Genomic DNA, 18367 nt, shown 5'->3' with positions numbered 1-18367 from the left:
TACCAATATGCAAATGCAAGGTGCAATAGCAATTTTTACAGTCAACTTAAAAAGAATACTCAAATTAATGTAGAAAATGTAATCTACACATGCATTTTGCCAAATGAACCTGTATAAGTCAAAAACCAACTCATATAACCTACAATAAAAAACAGTTGCAAAAAAAAAACGCTTATAACGGATGTTTAAAATCCTGTTACAAGCGTTTTTTATTATCTAAAAAAGGATGCTAATCAAAATAAGCGATGTTTTTCAGTGCCCTCCTCTGATGCGAGACTTTTTTTTTTGAATATGGATCAACAATAGAATAGCGCACTACAAGCATATCCTTGTAAAAAAAAACACCTAAAACAAAAGCTTAACATTGAGCAATAAATAAATTCACTACATTTACTAACGTAAAAATAACAATTTATTAATATTGTGATTTATGATAACGTCAAACAACTATAAACTACTTATTTTATGACATCACACGAAGAGGAAACAAACCTCACACCAGAATCAACGCCTGAGAATACTAAACCCGAAAGAGTAAGACGCGCTCCAGTATCAAAAAAAGCAGCTATTTCTGTAGAGACTGAAGACACAACAGAAAATCCATCACTTACAGCTGAAACTACTGATATTGAAACACCAGCATCAGAAGAAGAAGTTACAACTTCTTTAGTTGAGGATATAGTAAATAAAAAGGAAAAGAAAGACAAAAAAGAAAAAAATAAAAACAAAGTAAAAATGAAAGACAAAGAAAAGAAAAAAGTAGCAAAGGCGAATGCCAAAGAAAAAGCTAAAGCCAAAGCTAAAAAAGCAAAGAAAACTAAAAAAGACAAAGCAAAAAAAGCTAAAGTAAAAGCAAAACTGAAAGCGAAAAAAGCTAAAGCTAAATCAAAAAAAGCTAAAAAGAACAAGAAGAATAAAAAATAAAAATATTTTTTTAAATTCAAAAAGTCCCAAATTACAATGTAATTTGGGACTTTTTTACTAAGTACCGTTTGATATCTTATTTTTTAACTAGAGCTGCACTCATTTCCATTGAAATGGCAGAGCGCTCCATTTTTAACTTACCAGACATAGTCTCTATTACCACCGTAGTTTCTGCTAGTTCAGCTACTTTTCCGTGCAATCCACTTTTGGTAATGATTTTATCTCCCACTTTTAAGCTGCTTTCAAATGCCTTCTCATTTTTAGCTCTTTTTTGTTGTGGTCTAATCATAAAGAAATAGATAACGACAAACATTAAAATGAAAGGTGCAAACTGCTGTAATTGTTCCATGCTTTTTTTTATTTTTTTGTTACATCAAACCGCGACCGGCTTTGATAATTCTTTTATTTGTATTTAATTCTTTCACAAGGTTATCTAGAATACCATTGATAAATATACTACTTTTTGGGGTAGAATATTCTTTGGCAATTTCTAGATATTCATTCAATGTCACTTTTACAGGAATAGACGGAAATTTAAGAAACTCACAAATTGCCATTTTTAAAATAATGGTGTCAATTTCTGCTATTCTTTCACTGTCCCAATTAGGTGTTTTATCCAAATACTCTTTGGCTAATTCTTTTTCGTTTAAAACTGTTTTACGAAATAACTCTTTTACATAATCTCTATCCTCATTATCCTTATACAATTTTGGAACTCTAAAATTGTCATCTTCACCAGCCTTGATTGCTTTTAATTGCTTAATGATATGCGTATTAACTAGCGGAATATCATCAACCCAAGTTAATTTATCATCTTCAAGGTAATCATACAGTTTTTCATTTGGAACAATCACTTTCATGAATAAATCAACAATAAATTGTCGATCTTCTTCAAATGTGTTCATCCCGCTTTGCATGTAGTCATGATATATCGTACTAGATTTAATTTCTTTAAGCAGCAAGACAATATAATCATCATTTAATGACCAATTGTTAATTTTACGATTTTCCAGCGCTATACTTAATGAATTATTATCTGAAAGGATTTGAAAAATTTTATTTTTGATAAATTTTTCATTTGGGTTACGTTCTGCAGGGGTAGCTAAATGTTTAAGACTTGATTTATGCAAATAAACAGTCTCAGTCTTACAAATTTCAATCAGTGAAGAGAGCATTATAAGGTACAAATCTTGGATACTATCAATACTAAAATGGAGGAATTTCTCCTCTTTTTCCAAACTATCTGAACCGCTTTGATGCATTGCATAAATGGATTGCATGACCTTTACGCGTATGTGTCTTCTATTTACCACCTTGTAAGAACTTTAAATTTATTAGGGTGCAAAAATAAGGATTTCATTTTTTAAAATAAAATATATAATCGCTTATTTTGAAGTATTCAGCAATCAGTATTTAGTGATGGCAATTTAGGCATCACTAAATACTGGCAGCTGAGTATAAAAACTACTTTTTACTGTTCTCTAATTTTCTTTGATCAATTCTATTTTGCGCAATTGTAAGCGCCGCCTTATGTGTGGTGCACCCATTTGCAATAGCATAATCAAATATTTCCAGCGTCGTGTTGTAAATATTTTCGGTTTTACGCATTATTTCAGCCTTGTCATAATGTGCTAACTCTGCATAAACGTTGATAATTCCACCTGCATTAATCAAGAAATCTGGTGCATACAAAATTCCTTTTTGTTGCAATAAAGCACCATGAATATTCTCATCTGCAAGTTGATTATTTGCTGCACCAGCAACAACTTTTGCTTTTAATTTTGAAATGGTACTATCATTTAAAGTCGCACCCATCGCACATGGCGCGTAAATATCTACATCAGCAGTGTAAAGATCTTCACCTCTATATATTTCGGCGTTATACTTTGCTCCTACTTCTACTAGTTTTTCTTCATTTATATCAGCAATAGTAACAATGGCTCCTTCTTTGGTTAAATAGTCAACCAATGTTTCTCCTACGTGTCCTATTCCTTGAACTAATACTTTTTTACCACTCAATACATCGGTACCAAACTGCTGTTTGGCAGCCGCTTTCATTCCCAAATACACCCCGTAAGCTGTAACTGGAGATGGATTTCCAGCACCACCTCTAGATTCAGAAATTCCCGTAACATAAGGAGTCACATCTCTTACAATATCCATATCTGCCGTTTCCATTCCTACATCTTCTGCAGTAATGTATCGTCCACTTAATGAATGTACAAACTCTCCAAATTTTCGCATTAATGCAGGATTCTTTTGAGTTTTAGCATCACCAATAATAACCGCTTTACCACCACCTATATTTAGGCCTGTTATAGCTGCTTTAAAGGTCATACCGCGTGAAAGACGCAAAACATCATTAAGTGCTTCCCACTCATTAACGTAATTAAACATCCTTGTACCACCTAATGCGGGTCCCATTACCGAATTATGAATACCAATAATTGCTTTTAAACCCGTATCTTTGTCATTACAAAATACAATTTGCTCGTGATCATCAAATGATAATTGACCAAAAACGGGATCCATTTTTTGAAGTTCTTTTCCAGTAGTGAAATCTGCTTTCATTGTGTAAGTTTTAATAGTGAGACATTTATGAATTTGTCAAAAAGACTAGCCAAATCTACATAAAATTTAAATATGCAATAACATTTCTGAAAAAAATCATCAATTTATCAATAATTTTCAACTGATATTCTGCAATATAATCTTGTAAAAAGCTAGCTAATCGTTACAATAAAAGTTAAAAAATTAGAATACCTTACTAAAAATGAAAGAATTACGTTATTTAAATAAATATTTCGTCAAATATAAATACAGCTTTTTACTCGGAATCGTATTTACAGTCATAGCTCAGATATTCATGCTTTTTACCCCAAAGTTGATCAGTCAATCTTTTATGGTAATTGAGGCTTTCGCCAAAGAAAAATCAGTAGCTAAATCCGTAATTCAAGACGAATTGATATCCAATATAGTACTGATTATTACAACTACAATCATAGCCGGTTTTTTGACCTTCTTGATGAGGCAAACGCTTATTGTAATGTCCAGACACATTGAATTTGATTTAAAAAATGAAGTATTCAGGCAATATGAAAACTTAACTCAAAACTTTTACAAACAAAACCGTACGGGAGATTTAATGAACCGCATTAGCGAGGACGTTTCTAAAGTGCGCATGTACGTAGGACCCGCGGTCATGTACACAATAAATACAATAATTAGGTTTGCAATAGTAATTGTATATATGTACAACGTGTCTCCTATTTTGACTCTGTACACCTTATTACCACTTCCTATTTTATCTTATGCCATCTTTAAATTGAGCTCTGAAATAAATTCTAGAAGCACTATTTTTCAACAGTATTTATCAAAGATTTCTAGTTTCTCTCAAGAGATTTTCTCTGGAATTAGAGTTATAAAAGCCTACTCACTAGAACAGCAACACCAACAAAACATGGTAAATCTGGCCGATGAAAGTAAAAGCAAAAGCTTAAATCTAGCCAAGGTGCAATCGCTATTTGGTCCGTTAATGCTTGCCTTAATTGGGATTAGTAACTTAGTTGTAATTTATTTTGGCGGTCTCATGTACATCAACGGCTCTATAAAACATATTGGAACCATTGCTGAATTCATCTTGTATGTCAACATGCTTACATGGCCAGTTGCCTCACTGGGTTGGGTTTCATCAATGGTTCAAGAAGCAGAAGCATCTCAAAAGAGACTTAATGAATTTCTTAAAATAGAACCTGAGATTAAGAACAACAATCAAAACAAATCTATTATTGAAGGCAGCATTGCATTCCAGAACGTGAGTTACACGTATGACGACACCAATATTCAAGCCTTAAAAGATATTTCATTTACCGTTAAAAAAGGAGAAACATTGGCCATTTTAGGGAAAACGGGATCTGGTAAGTCAACTATTTTATCGTTAATTTCTCGTATGTACGATGTATCGAGTGGTCAGGTCACAATAGATTCAGCTGAAATTAGTACTCTAAATTTATTTGATTTACGTAACAGTATTGGTATTGTCCCACAAGATGCTTTTTTATTTTCAGATAGTATTAATAACAACATCAAGTTTGGTAAAGAAAATGCAACGGATCAAGAAGTGCAGGCTGCCGCCAAAAGTGCCGTTGTTCATGACAATATTATGGGGTTTAACAAAAAATATGAAACCGTACTAGGAGAACGCGGTATTACACTTTCTGGGGGGCAAAAACAGCGCGTATCTATTGCAAGAGCCATCATAAAAAATTCGCCTATACTATTATTTGACGATTGCCTCTCGGCAGTTGATACAGAGACTGAGGAAGCTATTTTAAGCAACCTAAACGCTATTTGCAAAGACAAAACTACTATTATTGTGAGTCATCGTATTTCATCAGCAAAAAATGCTGATAATATAATTATCATAGACAATGGGCAAATTATTCAACAAGGTTCTCATAATCAATTGATAAATCAAAACGGGTATTATGCCGACTTGCATTTGAAACAACTTTCAGAAAAAGAAATGCTTTAATTGTTGTATAATACATATTTTTTGTAGATTTTTGAATGCTAGTTAACAACCATAAATTGACTGAAAGGAATATGAGAGAACATGACATGTTAGAAAAAGAAGAAATATTTTCTAAAGTTTTAAGAGCTGGAAGAAGAACTTATTTCTTTGATGTGCGCTCTACAAAAGCTGATGATTACTATATTACCATCACAGAGAGTAAAAAATTTACAGAAGAAGACGGATCGTTTCATTTTAAAAAACATAAGATCTACTTGTATAAAGAAGACTTTACTGCTTTTGCAGAAATTCTTGGCGAAATGACCTCTTATGTATTAAATCACAAAGGTGAAGAAGTAATATCTGAAAGACACCAGAAAGATTTTAAAAAAGAATATACTTTAGAGAAACAAGACAATGATAGCTTACCACAAACATCAACATTTACAGATATAGATTTTGATGATATTTAATTTTTTACTTACTTACTTAAACCAAGAAAGTCCAAAAACGTATAGTTTTTGGACTTTTTTATTTTAAAACCTAGATTTTTAATTTATTTGTCAAAATGCAAAAAATGACCTCAACAATAGTATCGGTAGAATGGCTATATAAAAACCAAGATTTACCCAATCTAATAATATTAGACGCTAGTCTTAAAGAAAATCAGGCTAAAGCCATAACTGATTTTGATAATCTGAGAATCCCTAAAGCTCGATTCTTTGATTTAAAAACAGCATTTAGCGATCAAAATAATCCGTTACCCAATTCCCTACCAAGTCCAAGTCAATTTGAACAAGAGGCCAGTAAACTTGGTATCTCTAAAAATAGTATTCTAGTAGTGTATGACAACTTAGGGATTTACTCCAGTCCAAGAGTTTGGTGGTTGTTTAAAGTTATGGGATTTATCAATATTGCAGTACTTGATGGCGGATTGCCACAATGGATAAAAAACAATTACACTGTAGAACACATTCCCGAAAAAGAAGTGTATACACTCGGTGATTTTGAAGTTGATTTTCAACCAGAACTAGTTAAAACTAACAATCAAGTTGGAAGAAACATTCTTGATCAAAAATATCTTGTAGTTGACGCCCGTATTGAAAATCGTTTTAAGGGTATAATAAAAGAAACTAGAGCCGGACTTCAAAGCGGACATATCCCAATGGCGCTCAATATTCCTTTCTCAAGTGTACTTTGCGAAACTACTTTTTTGCACCCAGAAAAACTTACAACGATTTTAATCCCTGATGATAAACCGCTTATTATTTACTGTGGATCAGGAGTTACTGCTTGTATCGTGATGCTTGCTTACGCTTTGATTGGCAAACACAATTGCGCAATTTATGATGGCTCGTGGGCCGAATGGGGACAAGAAAAATAAGAATACTATTTTAAACGAAGTGCCTTAAAAAAGTATAAACAGTAGTTAATTTACTGAAAATCAATATTTTTAAAGCCGTAATTCCGTACTTTTAATGTATAATTGATATCCATGAAACAATCCTACCTTATTTTTCAGTTTTTATATCGCTTGCTGTTATCTGAAGAAACTAAAAAAAGAGCCGAAAAATTTTTTGTGTCTCTCGCTATCATTTTCTTCTTGATACATCTTAGTATCATTGTAATCATTGATCTAGGCTGGATAGATATCCCAAAATACTCTAAATTATTGAGCAATCCTATTGCTGCAATTTATACGCCCTTCTCATTTATCTTGATTTATGAGGTATATCTTTTAATTTACTATTTACCAAAATCAACCACCATATACATTGGAAAACAGTATGAAATCATAACCCTTATAATCATAAGACGTATCTTTAAAGATTTGACTAAACTCGACTTTAAAGACAACTGGTTTGACTCTGCTGCCAATGTAAATTTTACACTAGACATACTGGCTACAATACTACTTTTTCTGTTGCTCTTTTTCTTTTATAAACTAAGTAAAGAAAATGAAGTAAACCAGTCTAAAATCCAAAAAACTACTGCAATTGCATCATTCATCAACCTCAAAAATATTTTTGCAATGATTCTTATTCCAGTTTTTCTGAGTTTATCAGTTTATAGCTTAGGACATTGGATTTATGAAAATTTCTTTTCGATAACTCAAATTGTTACAAAAATGAAAGACATCAATAAAATTTTCTTTGATGATTTTTTCACCATCTTGATTTTGATTGAAGTGTTATTGTTGTTGTTTTCATTTTTCTTATCGGATAAATTTAGCAAAGTAATTCGCAATTCTGGATTTATCATTTCAACGATATTGATAAAACTCTCCTTTGGAACTGAGGGTTTTTTAAACACGATTTTAATTGTCTCTGCGGTATTGTTTGGCGTGATTATATTAGCAATCCATAATAAGTACGAGACACTTGATGCTAAAATCCAAACCTCATTTGAAGAGTAAATTAACCTATTCGCAACCCGTTTTCAACCTTAAAATCGGGAGACAATAACACGATACCTCCCTCCGTTCCAACCGATCCTAACACTAAACATTCACTAAAAAACTTTCCTATTTGTTTTTTTGGAAAATTGACAACTGCAACAATTTGTCGGTGTAATAGATCTTCTTTTTGGTATCGCTTAGTGATTTGTGCAGATGATTTTTTAATTCCTATTTCAGTCCCAAAATCTATTATTAATTGATAGGCCGGTTTTCTAGCTTCGGGAAAATCATGAACTTCTAAAATGGTACCCACACGCATTTCTACTCTTTCAAATTCTTCCCATGACAAGGGTGTATCGTGTTCTGTATTCATTGCAGATGTTTTTTTTTATAAAATCAATAATACAAAAAAAACTCCCAAAAAATACATTTTGGGAGTCTGTTAACTTAGTATAAGAGTGGATTATTTTACATCCATTAATTCTACATCAAAAATAAGAGTAGCATTTGGCGGAATCACTCCTCCAGCTCCTCTTGGACCATATCCTAAATCAGATGGAATTACAAAACGAGCTTTGTCACCTACTTTTAAAAGTGCAATACCTTCGTCCCATCCTTCGATTACTTGACCTTGACCCAATCTAAATTCGATTGGTTTTTTTCTTGGGTATGATGAATCAAAAACTTTTCCGTTTTCTAACGAACCTTCATAGTGTACCGAAACAGTTTTACCGCTTTCTGCTTTTTTACCTTCACCTCTTTGAATGAATTGGTAACGCAATCCGCTTTCAGTTTTTTCAAATCCAGCTGCTAATTTTTCCATAGCTGCTTCAGCCTCTGCTTTTAAGGCAGCGTCACGCTTGTTTCTAGCACCTTTGAAAGTGATAAAAGACTCAATTGCGTTCCAGTTTTTAGCCTCTTCACCTTCTCTTATGATTTCTAAAGATTCTAACACATCCCCTTGAGCCACAGCATCAACAGTATCTTGTCCTTCAACAACGTGTCCAAAAACAGTGTGCTTGTTGTCCAACCAATCTGTAGGAACGTGTGTAATGTAAAACTGAGAACCATTTGTTCCTGGTCCTGAATTAGCCATTGCCAAAACTCCCGGACGGTTGTGCTTTAAACTTGGGTGAAATTCATCATCAAATTTGTACCCTGGATCTCCTGTTCCTGTTCCTTGTGGACAACCACCTTGAATCATAAAATCAGGAATTACTCTATGAAATTTCAAACCATCATAAAACTTAACTCCTTGTGGTTTTACTTTGTTTTCAAGGTTTCCTTCGGCTAAAGCTACAAAGTTACCTACTGTTCCTGGTGTTAAATCGTGTGTGAGTTTTACTAAAATAGCACCTTTTGTAGTGTTGAATTTAGCATATATTCCGTTTTCCATTGTTGTTTAATTTTTATTGAATCGCAAATTTACGAAAATAATTTTAAAAAGGGAATTTGGAGATTCGTTGATTTAGAAATGGTCTATAATGAAATAATGGATTGATATAGTAAACGAATTTAAACGTAAAAAAACTTTGAATTAGAAATAGCATAACTACGAAAGTTGACCTCTAATATCAAAGTCACACCTTCACTCCCACTCTAATGTATTTGTCACTTAATCAATTGTTCCTTAAATTATTTCGTTTTATTAAAACTCTTCATTGTTTTACCATCATAGCGAAAAACGCCATCAAAGGTAGCTAACCAAATATTCCCATCTCTTGACGCAGTGACTCCAAAAATCATTGGTAAATTAGGAATTGTGACTCCTTTAAAATATTCATTACGGACATCATTTGAACGCAATTCAGAAAGATCCCACTTGGGTGTCACTCCATTTTTTGCGGTGCCTAACCATATAGCTCCGCTAGCATCTTCAGCTATGCTAGACACGAAAGTTTTAGAAAAATTACTAAAAGCATGGTTCTTGTAACGCCATAAACCGTGGTTACCACCCAGCCATATGGATCCGTTTGTATCTTTCATAAGAAGACGAGCGTTATAAAAAGGTGTCTGCTCATGAGTCATTACAGTTGCTTTCTCTTGATGGTATTGGTATGTTTTGTCTCCTGTGGCAATCCATAAAACACCTTTATCATCTTTCAAAATAGAATTGACGGTATGCTTAAAAGATTGCCTTTTTGCAAATATTTTTCCAGTTTTGTCTTCATGAATTCCGTTTTCGTCTATGATAAAATTTTGAAAAGAGCTTCCATCAAAAAAACTAAACCCACCCGAAACGCCAAACCAGAACGTACCGTTTGTATCCTCATAAATACTACTCACTTCATTGTTAAGAAGTCCTTGTGCAGTTGTAAAATTTTCGAAAGATTTTCCGTTATACCGATATACTCCAGACGCATCAGCGCCAACGGTGCCAAACCACAAATTGCCTTTTGTATCTTCTAAAATAGAATAAAAGCGTGATGACGTTAAGGATTTTGTCATGTTAGTAAAAAACGTTCCGTCATATTTATAAACACCACGAAACGATGCCATCCAAATCATCCCTTTTTTATCCTGAATGATATTTCTAGTAATACCTTCAGGTCCATATGTAGTGGTAGCTTTAAGATCACTGGGATTGACTTTTGTTATTTTCCCTTCTAATTGATGTTGTGTACACGAAACATGACAAACAAAAAGAAGGAAGAGAACGATTACTTTTATGGACTTTATCATGTTGTTGTTTTATTGATGGATTAGTAAAAACATCCTTTCAAAGTCTAATCTACAGTTAAATAACAAAGTAATCCAACTCAAATAAAAAATTTAACTTTTAATTAGGCCGATTTGTCCAAAACAGTTGCTTCTGTTACCTGACTTTTTTTATTTAAGGTTTAACTTGTCTATTTTATTTCCGATTGTAAAAGCTTTCATTTCACTCCCCAAACTACTAAACTCTTCTTTAAGCACTCTCTTTATTATTTGTCCATTTTTTAATAAAAATATTTCATCAAAAGTATCGTAAGTGTGGAAAAAATATGAGAAGAAATTAGAATTGATTTTCCAATTTATGAATTATTTCAGTAATGTTGATATTACTATGAATATCAACATTAAGTTAGACAGTCTTTTAAAAAATTAGAGGATGAAAACTTTAATTTACAATCAATTTAGTTTGAAAAGTTTCGTTTTCTTTTGTGGTAACTTTAAGGAAATAAACTCCTTTGCTTGTGTTTTCTAATGTTATTTCAATTTCGTTACTTGAGGCAATAGCATTATGGTCTTTATTAACAATTATTCTTCCGTTCAAATCAATGATTTTTACATTGGCATACTCAATTGCTTTAGGTAAAACTATTGTTGTAGCCGTGGTGCAAGGGTTTGGATAATTATATATTTTTGCATTGATTTCATTTGTAAAATCACTAACGCTTAAAGTACCTGAGGTTTTAAAGGCTACTTTAGAAACATTAACCGCAAATGATTGAAAAGCTTGATAATCCCCTTGAAATGAAAAAACTAATCCTTTAATTTTTTCATTATTATATTTTTGACCCACGGAGTTTGTAAAATTCTCTAAAAGAAGATCTACCTCTGTAGCGCTTGTGTTTGCAGGAATTTTAAAACGCAATCTGTTGTTCCAATCTTTTGTGTTTTCCGTTACTAAAACGACTTCCACAGGAACCGAGCTGCTAATTGCAAAACCTACTGTTGAATAAGAGCTAGCATCAAAAGCCAATTCGCCTGGAAGAATATTTCTAAACACATTCAAAGTGCCATAAATAGTTCCTGCAACCGTTACATTTCTTTCTATTGCATATTGATCTGTTGATAAATTACTATTTGAAACATTGTCTATATTAAAGGTCGAAACTGTAGTTTCTGTTTTTGAATAATCTAGTCCCCAAGGACCATCTGCTAAATACAATGCATCTATTTGTTTAGATTTGTTACCAAAAATAGAAAGTCCAACATCAAATAATCCACCCAAGTCAAGTTGAATATTCTGCTCATAAGAACCTGTTAGTGTGATGCTTTTAGCAACAAAATCAATATTGGATAATTCTGTCACTTTTTTATTAGCTTGAAGATCTATATTCGAAGAACCCAATTTATTTATTAAAGTAAGCGCTAATTTACCATTTTTGTAGGATCCTTTTTTCACAAAAACAGATGGAATTCGATTATCAACCTTAATATTAGTCAAAGTTCCTTGTTCTTTAAATTTAACAATCATAGCATTGGTTATACTACAAATTTGTCCCATTGATGAACCCCAAACCTGAAAATTAAGGTAATCTCCAGCTGGATATTGATCAATATTCCAATAACTGTGCAATTTTTTATCCGTTCCTGTATCTTGAATAGAAAAATTCAATGCATATTCTATTAATCCATTGGCTCTTTTTATTTTGGACATTATAATTTCGTAACCATTTAACTCAATCGTTCTGATGTCTTCAAGAGATGAATTATTCAAACGGTCACAAATTGCTTTCGAATGACTATAAATACTTCCTGTAGTTGTTGTTGCAAGAAGTGCTGCAAGACGATTTTCGCCTTGATAATAATCAACTGCATATACTTGTTTTGCATTTGTGATACCAATTAAGTCGCTGGGACTGGAAACAGAAGTAGTTTCGGTACCAAACATTCCTGTATTTGGGATAATAGTTGAAAAATCAACACTAGAACCTGATATTTTAGCATTACTAGAGGATTTAACAAACTTTTTTTGTGTTGCTTTTTTGTCATCATAACCATTTGTTTTTATTCTGTTAAAATTTCTTTTAGCGATCAAGGTCGCTAAATCACCATTACTTTCTAACCCTCCGTTGTTTCCTGAACTTACATCTGTTGCCATACTTACATCGGCGATGTTATTTATTAAAACAGCATCATAAGGATTGGCTGAAATATAAAATATAGCATCGTTAAAATCATTATCACAGCTGCCATAATCTCTTCTAATATCTTCAAAACCAAGAATAATTCTTTCATTGGTAGGGTCGTTCAAGAGCACATTGTGTTGTCTTAATGCTGGATTGGCTTCTGGATTAAAATTAGGATTAGAAAACAATTTCCACAAACCAGATGTTACTGCTGTACCATTCCATCCATTGGCCAACAAAACCCAACCGATTCCGGTTCCGGCTGGAAAAGTACCAATTTTTACTTTATTACCCGCCACCAAACTTCCGCCGCTACCCGCCGCCGATACATTAGGAAATACAATAGTAATTTGATTAGCCGCTGGTGCTGTACTTGGTGGATTATTGATATCATAGGTGTAAAAACCCAAAACATTTCTATATCCTGCTCCTTCACTAACAAAAGTCACCCATACATCAGCATATTTATCGATTACTAAATCAGTATCATAACCCGATGAAATGTATTGTGGATTATAAATTGGAACTGGATATCTTTCTGGAAGTGAATTATTTATCAAATCTAAGGTTTGAGTTGTAATCACATCACTGGTCACAAAGTATTGCGGTGTACCATCGGATGTGTAGGGGCCCAAAAAATTATAATTTTGACCAAAAGAGGCCGAAAAAATAAAGAAAACTATTAAAAGTAAATATTTTTTCATAATCAAGGATATTAATTTTATAGCAAATTTATGATCTTGATAGAATCTAATCTAAACTTTTAGTTATGCTGTATTTTACTGTAGACGAAAAACAATTTGCTAAAGACAACCTGATAGCAATTTAATCCACTGTGCAACCATTGCCATTGATGGCAACAAAAACCGAGCGAACAACAGTAAAAAAGCCAATTGCCATTAAATAAAATAGCCTCAATCAAGTTGAGGCTATAAAAAATAAATATCCATTGAAAAACCACCAGAGATTACCTATTTGCTACTATAAATTTAGAAAACAAATTTAAATAAACTTGTTTTTCAGGATACTACTTGTTTGCGAATGGTTTTGTTTTTACTACTAAATTGTATCTTATAAAATTTGGATTTCTTCTTTCGGCTCTTTAATTCGTATGTTAATTTTTTTAAACTCCCATTCATTCCCATTTTTTTTAGCAGAAATATCCATTTTTCCTTTTCCTTTATTTCCCTTAACTCTCACAGACAATTCAACTGAATTATGATTGTTTGAATAAATCGCATTTCCTTCTAAAATTGCTAATTTATCAATCGGTTCTATTTCTCCCATTACTTCAAGAACTCTTTTATTCGTTTTCGCTTTTTCAATTGCTTTTTCAATTGCTTTTTCATAAAGTGAATTGTCAGCATACGCTTGAGCAATATCTGTAACATTTCCGTCAACGCTTGAACTCAAAAGTAATCCAAATCCAAGCAAAAGCATTATTATGAACGTTGGTAAAAACCATTTCCAATTTCTTTTCCACCAAGATTGTTCCCTAATTAATTCATTATCCATATTGTGTATTTTGATTTGTTTTTCAATTATTTTTTCGCGGAATTTTGGCTCAAACACGCTGCTAACGATTTGACCCTCAATTCGGATTCGTCACCCGAGCGATACCGAATAGACGAAGTTAATATTCTCAAATACAAAATCGACTTTTAATTATGTCCAATACATAAATCCGTTGTAATAACCTTTATCTACTGGCTCTACAATTTCATTGTTATAAAGTATTCAGCTATTCTCAATATGACAAAACAAATAAAAGCAATTCCTAATTTGAGTATAAATTTAAATCTCGGTTGCTGAGATGTATTGAAATGGATTAAACTCTTGATGCTTTGAATAACTTTATCTTTATTCAACCATAAAATTATTAGAATTACTAATTGGTATAGGATTGCTACTTTTAGAGCCCCAAAATGCACTTGGAAAAATATATTTTGTAAAATCACATTTACAAGTATAGTAGATGTGAACAAACAACCAATAATTCTGGTTCTTTTTATCAAAATCAATGTTCCTCCAATTATTTCAAAAAGTCCTAAAGTTATTGCATATGCTTTTGAGTAACCATAAAAAGCCCACATCAATTCCATTCCAGTCATTTCTGAAACAGTTTTGTCAATTTCAGCAGCTCCATCAAATTGAACTATTTTAGCTCCACCATAAACAAACATTGCAAATACTACAATCCAACTAATTGCATTTTCAAAAATTTCTATTTTATCATTTCTGTCGAATTTCATTCTTTTGTTTTTCTTTTAGGTTGTTACCACCGTGAGGATGCTTTGAGATGTGCGGATTTAAGGAAGTCTAGACTTTCAGATAAACATTGACTTTACAAATACAAAACCATTTCCCCATGAAGTCAAATTCCTAAACTGCTAGTAGCTTATTTGCTCCTATTGTTTTAAATTTTATTTTCCATCAAGTCCTTAGCCAAACTTGCAATTTTAAGTTTTCGGTTTCTAATTACATAGTTTAAATCAGATGTGTTGTCTATCATTAATTGTCTATTATAATAATTGATGTGTTCCAGAATGCCAAAAACGTTTGCTATGATTGCCCACAACATCAAATTCTCTGTTTTTACCTCCCAATCAGAAAAATAGAGCTGGATAATAAATACTAAGGGGATTAAACCTATCATAAAAAGGTTTCTTCTTTTTGATTTTCTAAAAAACATTAGATTCTTGTTTTGGTCAAATGCCTTTCCGGTAAGCCTATCAAGTTTTAGTTTCCAGTAAAGTTGCCCTTGAAACAATATGCAAATACACAGCACTAAGCCATATAAAATAAATAGTATATCAACAAATGAATAAGTAAAGAGCAAATAGATCCCAATTAACGGGAAAGTAATAAATGCATGCGACCGTTCCAATGGCTGATACCACTTTAACCGTTTTATTAAATCTTTTTTTGTCATTTTTCTGTTTTTATTTATTGTCAGTTTGAACACGTTCAGCTAGTGTTTTGAAGCTTGCAGAAGTGGCAGATTAAGGGAGTCTGAACTTTCGGTTAACAAGTAATTTGCAGGCACAAAACCAACTTCAACTTAAGTCCAAAACCCGCTATATTGCAAAACTTAAATTAGCTGAAGTATTATTCATTTTCGGTATTACACTCTGGGCAGAAATATGATTTTCTGTCAAAGTCACGATAATAAAATGTTTTGCATGAAGGAGTTTTACAACGTCTCACCTTAATATTTATAAATTGTTCAAGACTCAAAGTTGGTGTCGCCATAAAAGCAAGTCTAATATCTTGGTAAGCATACTCATTCACAGATTTTGCATTTTTCCTTTCAACAAGGCCAATCTTTTTTAGATACCCTGCAGTTGTCCAAGGATTTATAATATTCCTTATTGCTGGCGAGTCAGCTGCAACTTTTGCTGTAACAAGTTCCTCAATAGTATATGAAACTCGATTTGTTTTTGTTAAGTGTTTTAGATTAGTAGAATTAACTATTAATTCTTGAGCTTTTTCTTTACAAAATTGTTCAATTGATCTATCTACAACTGTCTCACTAAAGGTTAATGAATGTGGATTTTCTTTAAATTGTTCGGACAAAACTCTATTACAGATTCTTATACAGTCTCTTGGTGATAATTCTGAAAACAAAATTATTCTTCCAAGAGATTTGCGATTATCAAATAACGATTCAAAATTTTTAATTTTTCCATCACTATATGCTTCTGTTCTTTTAGATAACATCTCAATGATTTGCGTCCATGTCCAACGCAAATCATATGAAAATACTCTATCTGGACGAGCAGCTTCAACGGTGTACGGTTTTAATGCGTCCCACAAAAAAAACTTAAAACTTAAATTTGGGGTTTCCAACAACTCTAAGTCTTTAATTAGGTCAGAAATTAATAAGAAACTTGCGGAAGGATTATTTCCAGTTAAATTTTGCTCATCAACTTTATCGATCAATATGTAAACGCAATTGTAGCCTGCTTTTTTTAATAAACTTATAATATTAAAAGTGTTGTCTTTATGACTTAGTTCTAATTTTTTATCTACCTCAATATTTGAAAGGTCAACTTCGAGTCCTTTACTTTTTGAAATTTGTCTGATTACATTTGTTATCGGTTCTTTAAATCCTTTCCATAAATCAACTGCATAATCCTCCAAAGTCTTTAGTGATTGAATGGCGTGATTGGGAAAAGAAACAGGTGTATCGAATAAATAAATTCGAGCTAATTTATAAATATATTGTCGCTCAGTAAATGTAAAAGTAAAGTCGAAATCAAAATTTTCATCATTTATTCTGTCGAAAAACGAAATTAAAAGTAGTCTATTTAAATATGTAAGATGATATTTTAAATTGACTTCTTCTATTTTTTTAAATTCTGACAAGTCATGATTTGTATAAGTAATAGCAAGAATGTCCTTTGACTCTTTAGCCCTTTTCTCAATCATTATTCTTTGGGCTGTTTTCCCTCCTCCTCTCGGAGCATAAACAATATTTGAGACAGGATTATAAGGATTACCCCAGACGTCTTCAAAATAATCAGGTTTGATAAAATAAGCATTTAAGTATTCGACTTCTTTGTCTGCATTTGAATATTGAAACGGATTTGTTTCAAAACCAAGATTATTTATAAATTGTTCTGTTGTCATGATTTATGATGTCGTTTTAATATTACTGCTAAAATTCAGATAATTATTGGGTTTGGCACTAAATTAAGCTCGATTTTTCAGATTTGATAAATCTATCAAATACAAAATCAATTACCCAAATCAATTTTACCTGTTAGGCAACATATTTTCTATTTACTAATTAATTTAATTATAAGAATTGCGGGTGCAACCATTAATAAGATATAAACTAGTTTTGTCATTAAAAAATATTCCAAGGGAACTGTAATAGTTTCATACCATTTAACCTTATAATAGTCTGGATACAATCCTGTCCTAAATAAAATTACATCATATAAAATCCGCCCATTTCATTGAGTTTACACCTTAGAAATGGTCATTTTTTAAAACAGAACCCCCTGTATGTTTTCTGGAGGAGGCTCTATGTGTTCTTCAAATGGCTTATCTAACCATTTTTGCAAGTCAATTTTAACGAAAAGATTCAATCGTATGAAAGCTACTAAATTGGATAAATACCAATCAAATTTTGATTGTGCTTTTAATGCTTTTAGAATGAGAATGGTAATTAAAGCCGTCCAAATTTGAATCATAACAGCATTTTCGGATGTTCCTATAAACGATTTTATATGAAGTAGCTGCTTTATATCTCTGAAAAAGATTTCTACCTGCCATCTGCTTTTATATAATTCCCCAATAGTGTTGGGAGACCAATAAAACTGGTTTGTAATAAGTTCAATAACTTGTCCATTTTCTTCATCCCACACCGCTACCCGTCTTAATTTCTTTGGATATTTATTTTTTGAAGGCTCATTTTTCAATTCAATCAATTCGTCTTTCATGATGTGCTCGTGACGATTTTCAGGTAATTCATTTTCTTTCACTGTAGTAAATTGTAAATTCTCTTTATGTCTAATTACAAAAAACACCTCGTTGCTGTCCCAAATATTCAAAAGGGAAAAGTCATTATAAAATCGGTCTGCAACAATCACACTGCCCTTTAAAAGGGGAATTTCGTAAGCTCCCTTATTATCAGCTGTTTTACCGTTGGTGATATTGATATATGCAGGCAAATTACCATCAAAA

General features: G+C 32.2%; 17 protein-coding genes. 5 read left to right on the top strand and 12 right to left on the bottom strand.

Translation table 11 applies throughout. From position 1 onward, the window contains the following. Positions 1 to 465: 465 nt before the first annotated feature. Positions 466 to 924 (top strand): hypothetical protein, encoded by a 459-nt coding sequence (locus FJV36_RS16260; protein ID WP_158728896.1) that lies wholly within the window; start codon positions 466 to 468, stop codon positions 922 to 924. A 76-nt stretch (positions 925 to 1000) separates the two neighbouring features. Here FJV36_RS16260 and yajC read toward each other — a convergent pair whose 3' ends face one another. From yajC to FJV36_RS16245, 3 genes are all read right to left on the bottom strand, one after another. After that, entirely contained in the window at positions 1001 to 1273 is a 273-nt protein-coding gene (gene yajC / locus FJV36_RS16255; RefSeq protein ID WP_158728897.1) for a preprotein translocase subunit YajC, read from the bottom strand. Positions 1274 to 1292: 19 nt separating this feature from the next. Then, positions 1293 to 2204, bottom strand: a complete 912-nt coding sequence (nusB, locus tag FJV36_RS16250; RefSeq protein WP_158728898.1) for a transcription antitermination factor NusB — start codon at positions 2202 to 2204, stop codon at positions 1293 to 1295. A 184-nt stretch (positions 2205 to 2388) separates the two neighbouring features. Then, a complete protein-coding gene (locus FJV36_RS16245; RefSeq protein ID WP_158728899.1) occupies positions 2389 to 3495 on the bottom strand; it encodes a Glu/Leu/Phe/Val dehydrogenase in 1107 nt (368 codons plus the stop codon). 202 nt (positions 3496 to 3697) lie between these two features. Here FJV36_RS16245 and FJV36_RS16240 point away from each other — a divergent pair, with 202 nt between their 5' ends. From FJV36_RS16240 to FJV36_RS16225, 4 genes are all read left to right on the top strand, one after another. Continuing rightward, positions 3698 to 5458, top strand: coding sequence for an ABC transporter ATP-binding protein (locus FJV36_RS16240; protein WP_158728900.1), 1761 nt, complete (start codon positions 3698 to 3700; stop codon positions 5456 to 5458). Between the two features lie 71 nt (positions 5459 to 5529). Then, complete coding sequence (locus tag FJV36_RS16235; protein ID WP_158728901.1) at positions 5530 to 5910, top strand: PUR family DNA/RNA-binding protein; 381 nt, start codon at positions 5530 to 5532, stop codon at positions 5908 to 5910. Between the two features lie 104 nt (positions 5911 to 6014). Beyond that, entirely contained in the window at positions 6015 to 6821 is an 807-nt protein-coding gene (locus FJV36_RS16230; protein WP_158728902.1) for a sulfurtransferase, read from the top strand. Positions 6822 to 6932: 111 nt separating this feature from the next. Further along, positions 6933 to 7853, top strand: coding sequence for a hypothetical protein (locus FJV36_RS16225; protein WP_158728903.1), 921 nt, complete (start codon positions 6933 to 6935; stop codon positions 7851 to 7853). Position 7854: 1 nt separating this feature from the next. Here the strand turns inward: FJV36_RS16225 and FJV36_RS16220 are convergent, their stop codons facing one another. From FJV36_RS16220 to FJV36_RS16180, 9 genes are all read right to left on the bottom strand, one after another. Continuing rightward, entirely contained in the window at positions 7855 to 8208 is a 354-nt protein-coding gene (locus tag FJV36_RS16220; RefSeq protein WP_158728904.1) for a tRNA-binding protein, read from the bottom strand. Positions 8209 to 8298: 90 nt separating this feature from the next. Further along, entirely contained in the window at positions 8299 to 9231 is a 933-nt protein-coding gene (locus tag FJV36_RS16215; protein ID WP_158728905.1) for a peptidylprolyl isomerase, read from the bottom strand. A gap of 239 nt (positions 9232 to 9470) precedes the next feature. Further along, the gene (locus FJV36_RS16210; RefSeq protein WP_158728906.1) at positions 9471 to 10517 is read right to left on the bottom strand and encodes a two-component regulator propeller domain-containing protein; all 1047 of its coding nucleotides are present in this window, start codon (positions 10515 to 10517) and stop codon (positions 9471 to 9473) included. A 418-nt stretch (positions 10518 to 10935) separates the two neighbouring features. Beyond that, positions 10936 to 13377, bottom strand: a complete 2442-nt coding sequence (locus FJV36_RS16205; RefSeq protein WP_158728907.1) for a DUF4114 domain-containing protein — start codon at positions 13375 to 13377, stop codon at positions 10936 to 10938. A 367-nt stretch (positions 13378 to 13744) separates the two neighbouring features. After that, entirely contained in the window at positions 13745 to 14188 is a 444-nt protein-coding gene (locus FJV36_RS16200) for a cytochrome c oxidase assembly factor Coa1 family protein (RefSeq protein ID WP_158728908.1), read from the bottom strand. A gap of 197 nt (positions 14189 to 14385) precedes the next feature. Beyond that, positions 14386 to 14925 (bottom strand): hypothetical protein, encoded by a 540-nt coding sequence (locus tag FJV36_RS16195; protein ID WP_158728909.1) that lies wholly within the window; start codon positions 14923 to 14925, stop codon positions 14386 to 14388. Positions 14926 to 15089: 164 nt separating this feature from the next. Continuing rightward, positions 15090 to 15605, bottom strand: a complete 516-nt coding sequence (locus tag FJV36_RS16190) for a hypothetical protein (RefSeq protein WP_158728910.1) — start codon at positions 15603 to 15605, stop codon at positions 15090 to 15092. A 176-nt stretch (positions 15606 to 15781) separates the two neighbouring features. After that, positions 15782 to 17305, bottom strand: coding sequence for a P-loop ATPase, Sll1717 family (locus FJV36_RS16185; RefSeq protein WP_158728911.1), 1524 nt, complete (start codon positions 17303 to 17305; stop codon positions 15782 to 15784). Positions 17306 to 17667: 362 nt separating this feature from the next. Further along, on the bottom strand, positions 17668 to 18367 hold a 700-nt coding region (locus tag FJV36_RS16180), incomplete at its 5' end, for an IS4 family transposase (RefSeq protein WP_158728099.1).

The organism is Flavobacterium sp. I-STPP5a (assembly GCF_009764685.1).
Classification (GTDB): domain Bacteria; phylum Bacteroidota; class Bacteroidia; order Flavobacteriales; family Flavobacteriaceae; genus Flavobacterium.
This window is presented reverse-complemented; position numbering and strand designations above follow the sequence as displayed.

Coding starts and splice junctions, on each gene's coding strand:
- FJV36_RS16235 (WP_158728901.1), top strand. CDS start 5,530: ATGAGAGAACATGACATGTTAGAAAAAGAAGAAATATTTTCTAAAGTT.
- FJV36_RS16185 (WP_158728911.1), bottom strand. CDS start 17,305: ATGACAACAGAACAATTTATAAATAATCTTGGTTTTGAAACAAATCCG.
- FJV36_RS16190 (WP_158728910.1), bottom strand. CDS start 15,605: ATGACAAAAAAAGATTTAATAAAACGGTTAAAGTGGTATCAGCCATTG.
- FJV36_RS16240 (WP_158728900.1), top strand. CDS start 3,698: ATGAAAGAATTACGTTATTTAAATAAATATTTCGTCAAATATAAATAC.
- FJV36_RS16220 (WP_158728904.1), bottom strand. CDS start 8,208: ATGAATACAGAACACGATACACCCTTGTCATGGGAAGAATTTGAAAGA.
- FJV36_RS16245 (WP_158728899.1), bottom strand. CDS start 3,495: ATGAAAGCAGATTTCACTACTGGAAAAGAACTTCAAAAAATGGATCCC.
- yajC (WP_158728897.1), bottom strand. CDS start 1,273: ATGGAACAATTACAGCAGTTTGCACCTTTCATTTTAATGTTTGTCGTT.
- FJV36_RS16230 (WP_158728902.1), top strand. CDS start 6,015: ATGACCTCAACAATAGTATCGGTAGAATGGCTATATAAAAACCAAGAT.
- FJV36_RS16225 (WP_158728903.1), top strand. CDS start 6,933: ATGAAACAATCCTACCTTATTTTTCAGTTTTTATATCGCTTGCTGTTA.
- FJV36_RS16195 (WP_158728909.1), bottom strand. CDS start 14,925: ATGAAATTCGACAGAAATGATAAAATAGAAATTTTTGAAAATGCAATT.
- FJV36_RS16200 (WP_158728908.1), bottom strand. CDS start 14,188: ATGGATAATGAATTAATTAGGGAACAATCTTGGTGGAAAAGAAATTGG.
- FJV36_RS16260 (WP_158728896.1), top strand. CDS start 466: ATGACATCACACGAAGAGGAAACAAACCTCACACCAGAATCAACGCCT.
- nusB (WP_158728898.1), bottom strand. CDS start 2,204: ATGCAATCCATTTATGCAATGCATCAAAGCGGTTCAGATAGTTTGGAA.
- FJV36_RS16205 (WP_158728907.1), bottom strand. CDS start 13,377: ATGAAAAAATATTTACTTTTAATAGTTTTCTTTATTTTTTCGGCCTCT.
- FJV36_RS16210 (WP_158728906.1), bottom strand. CDS start 10,517: ATGATAAAGTCCATAAAAGTAATCGTTCTCTTCCTTCTTTTTGTTTGT.
- FJV36_RS16215 (WP_158728905.1), bottom strand. CDS start 9,231: ATGGAAAACGGAATATATGCTAAATTCAACACTACAAAAGGTGCTATT.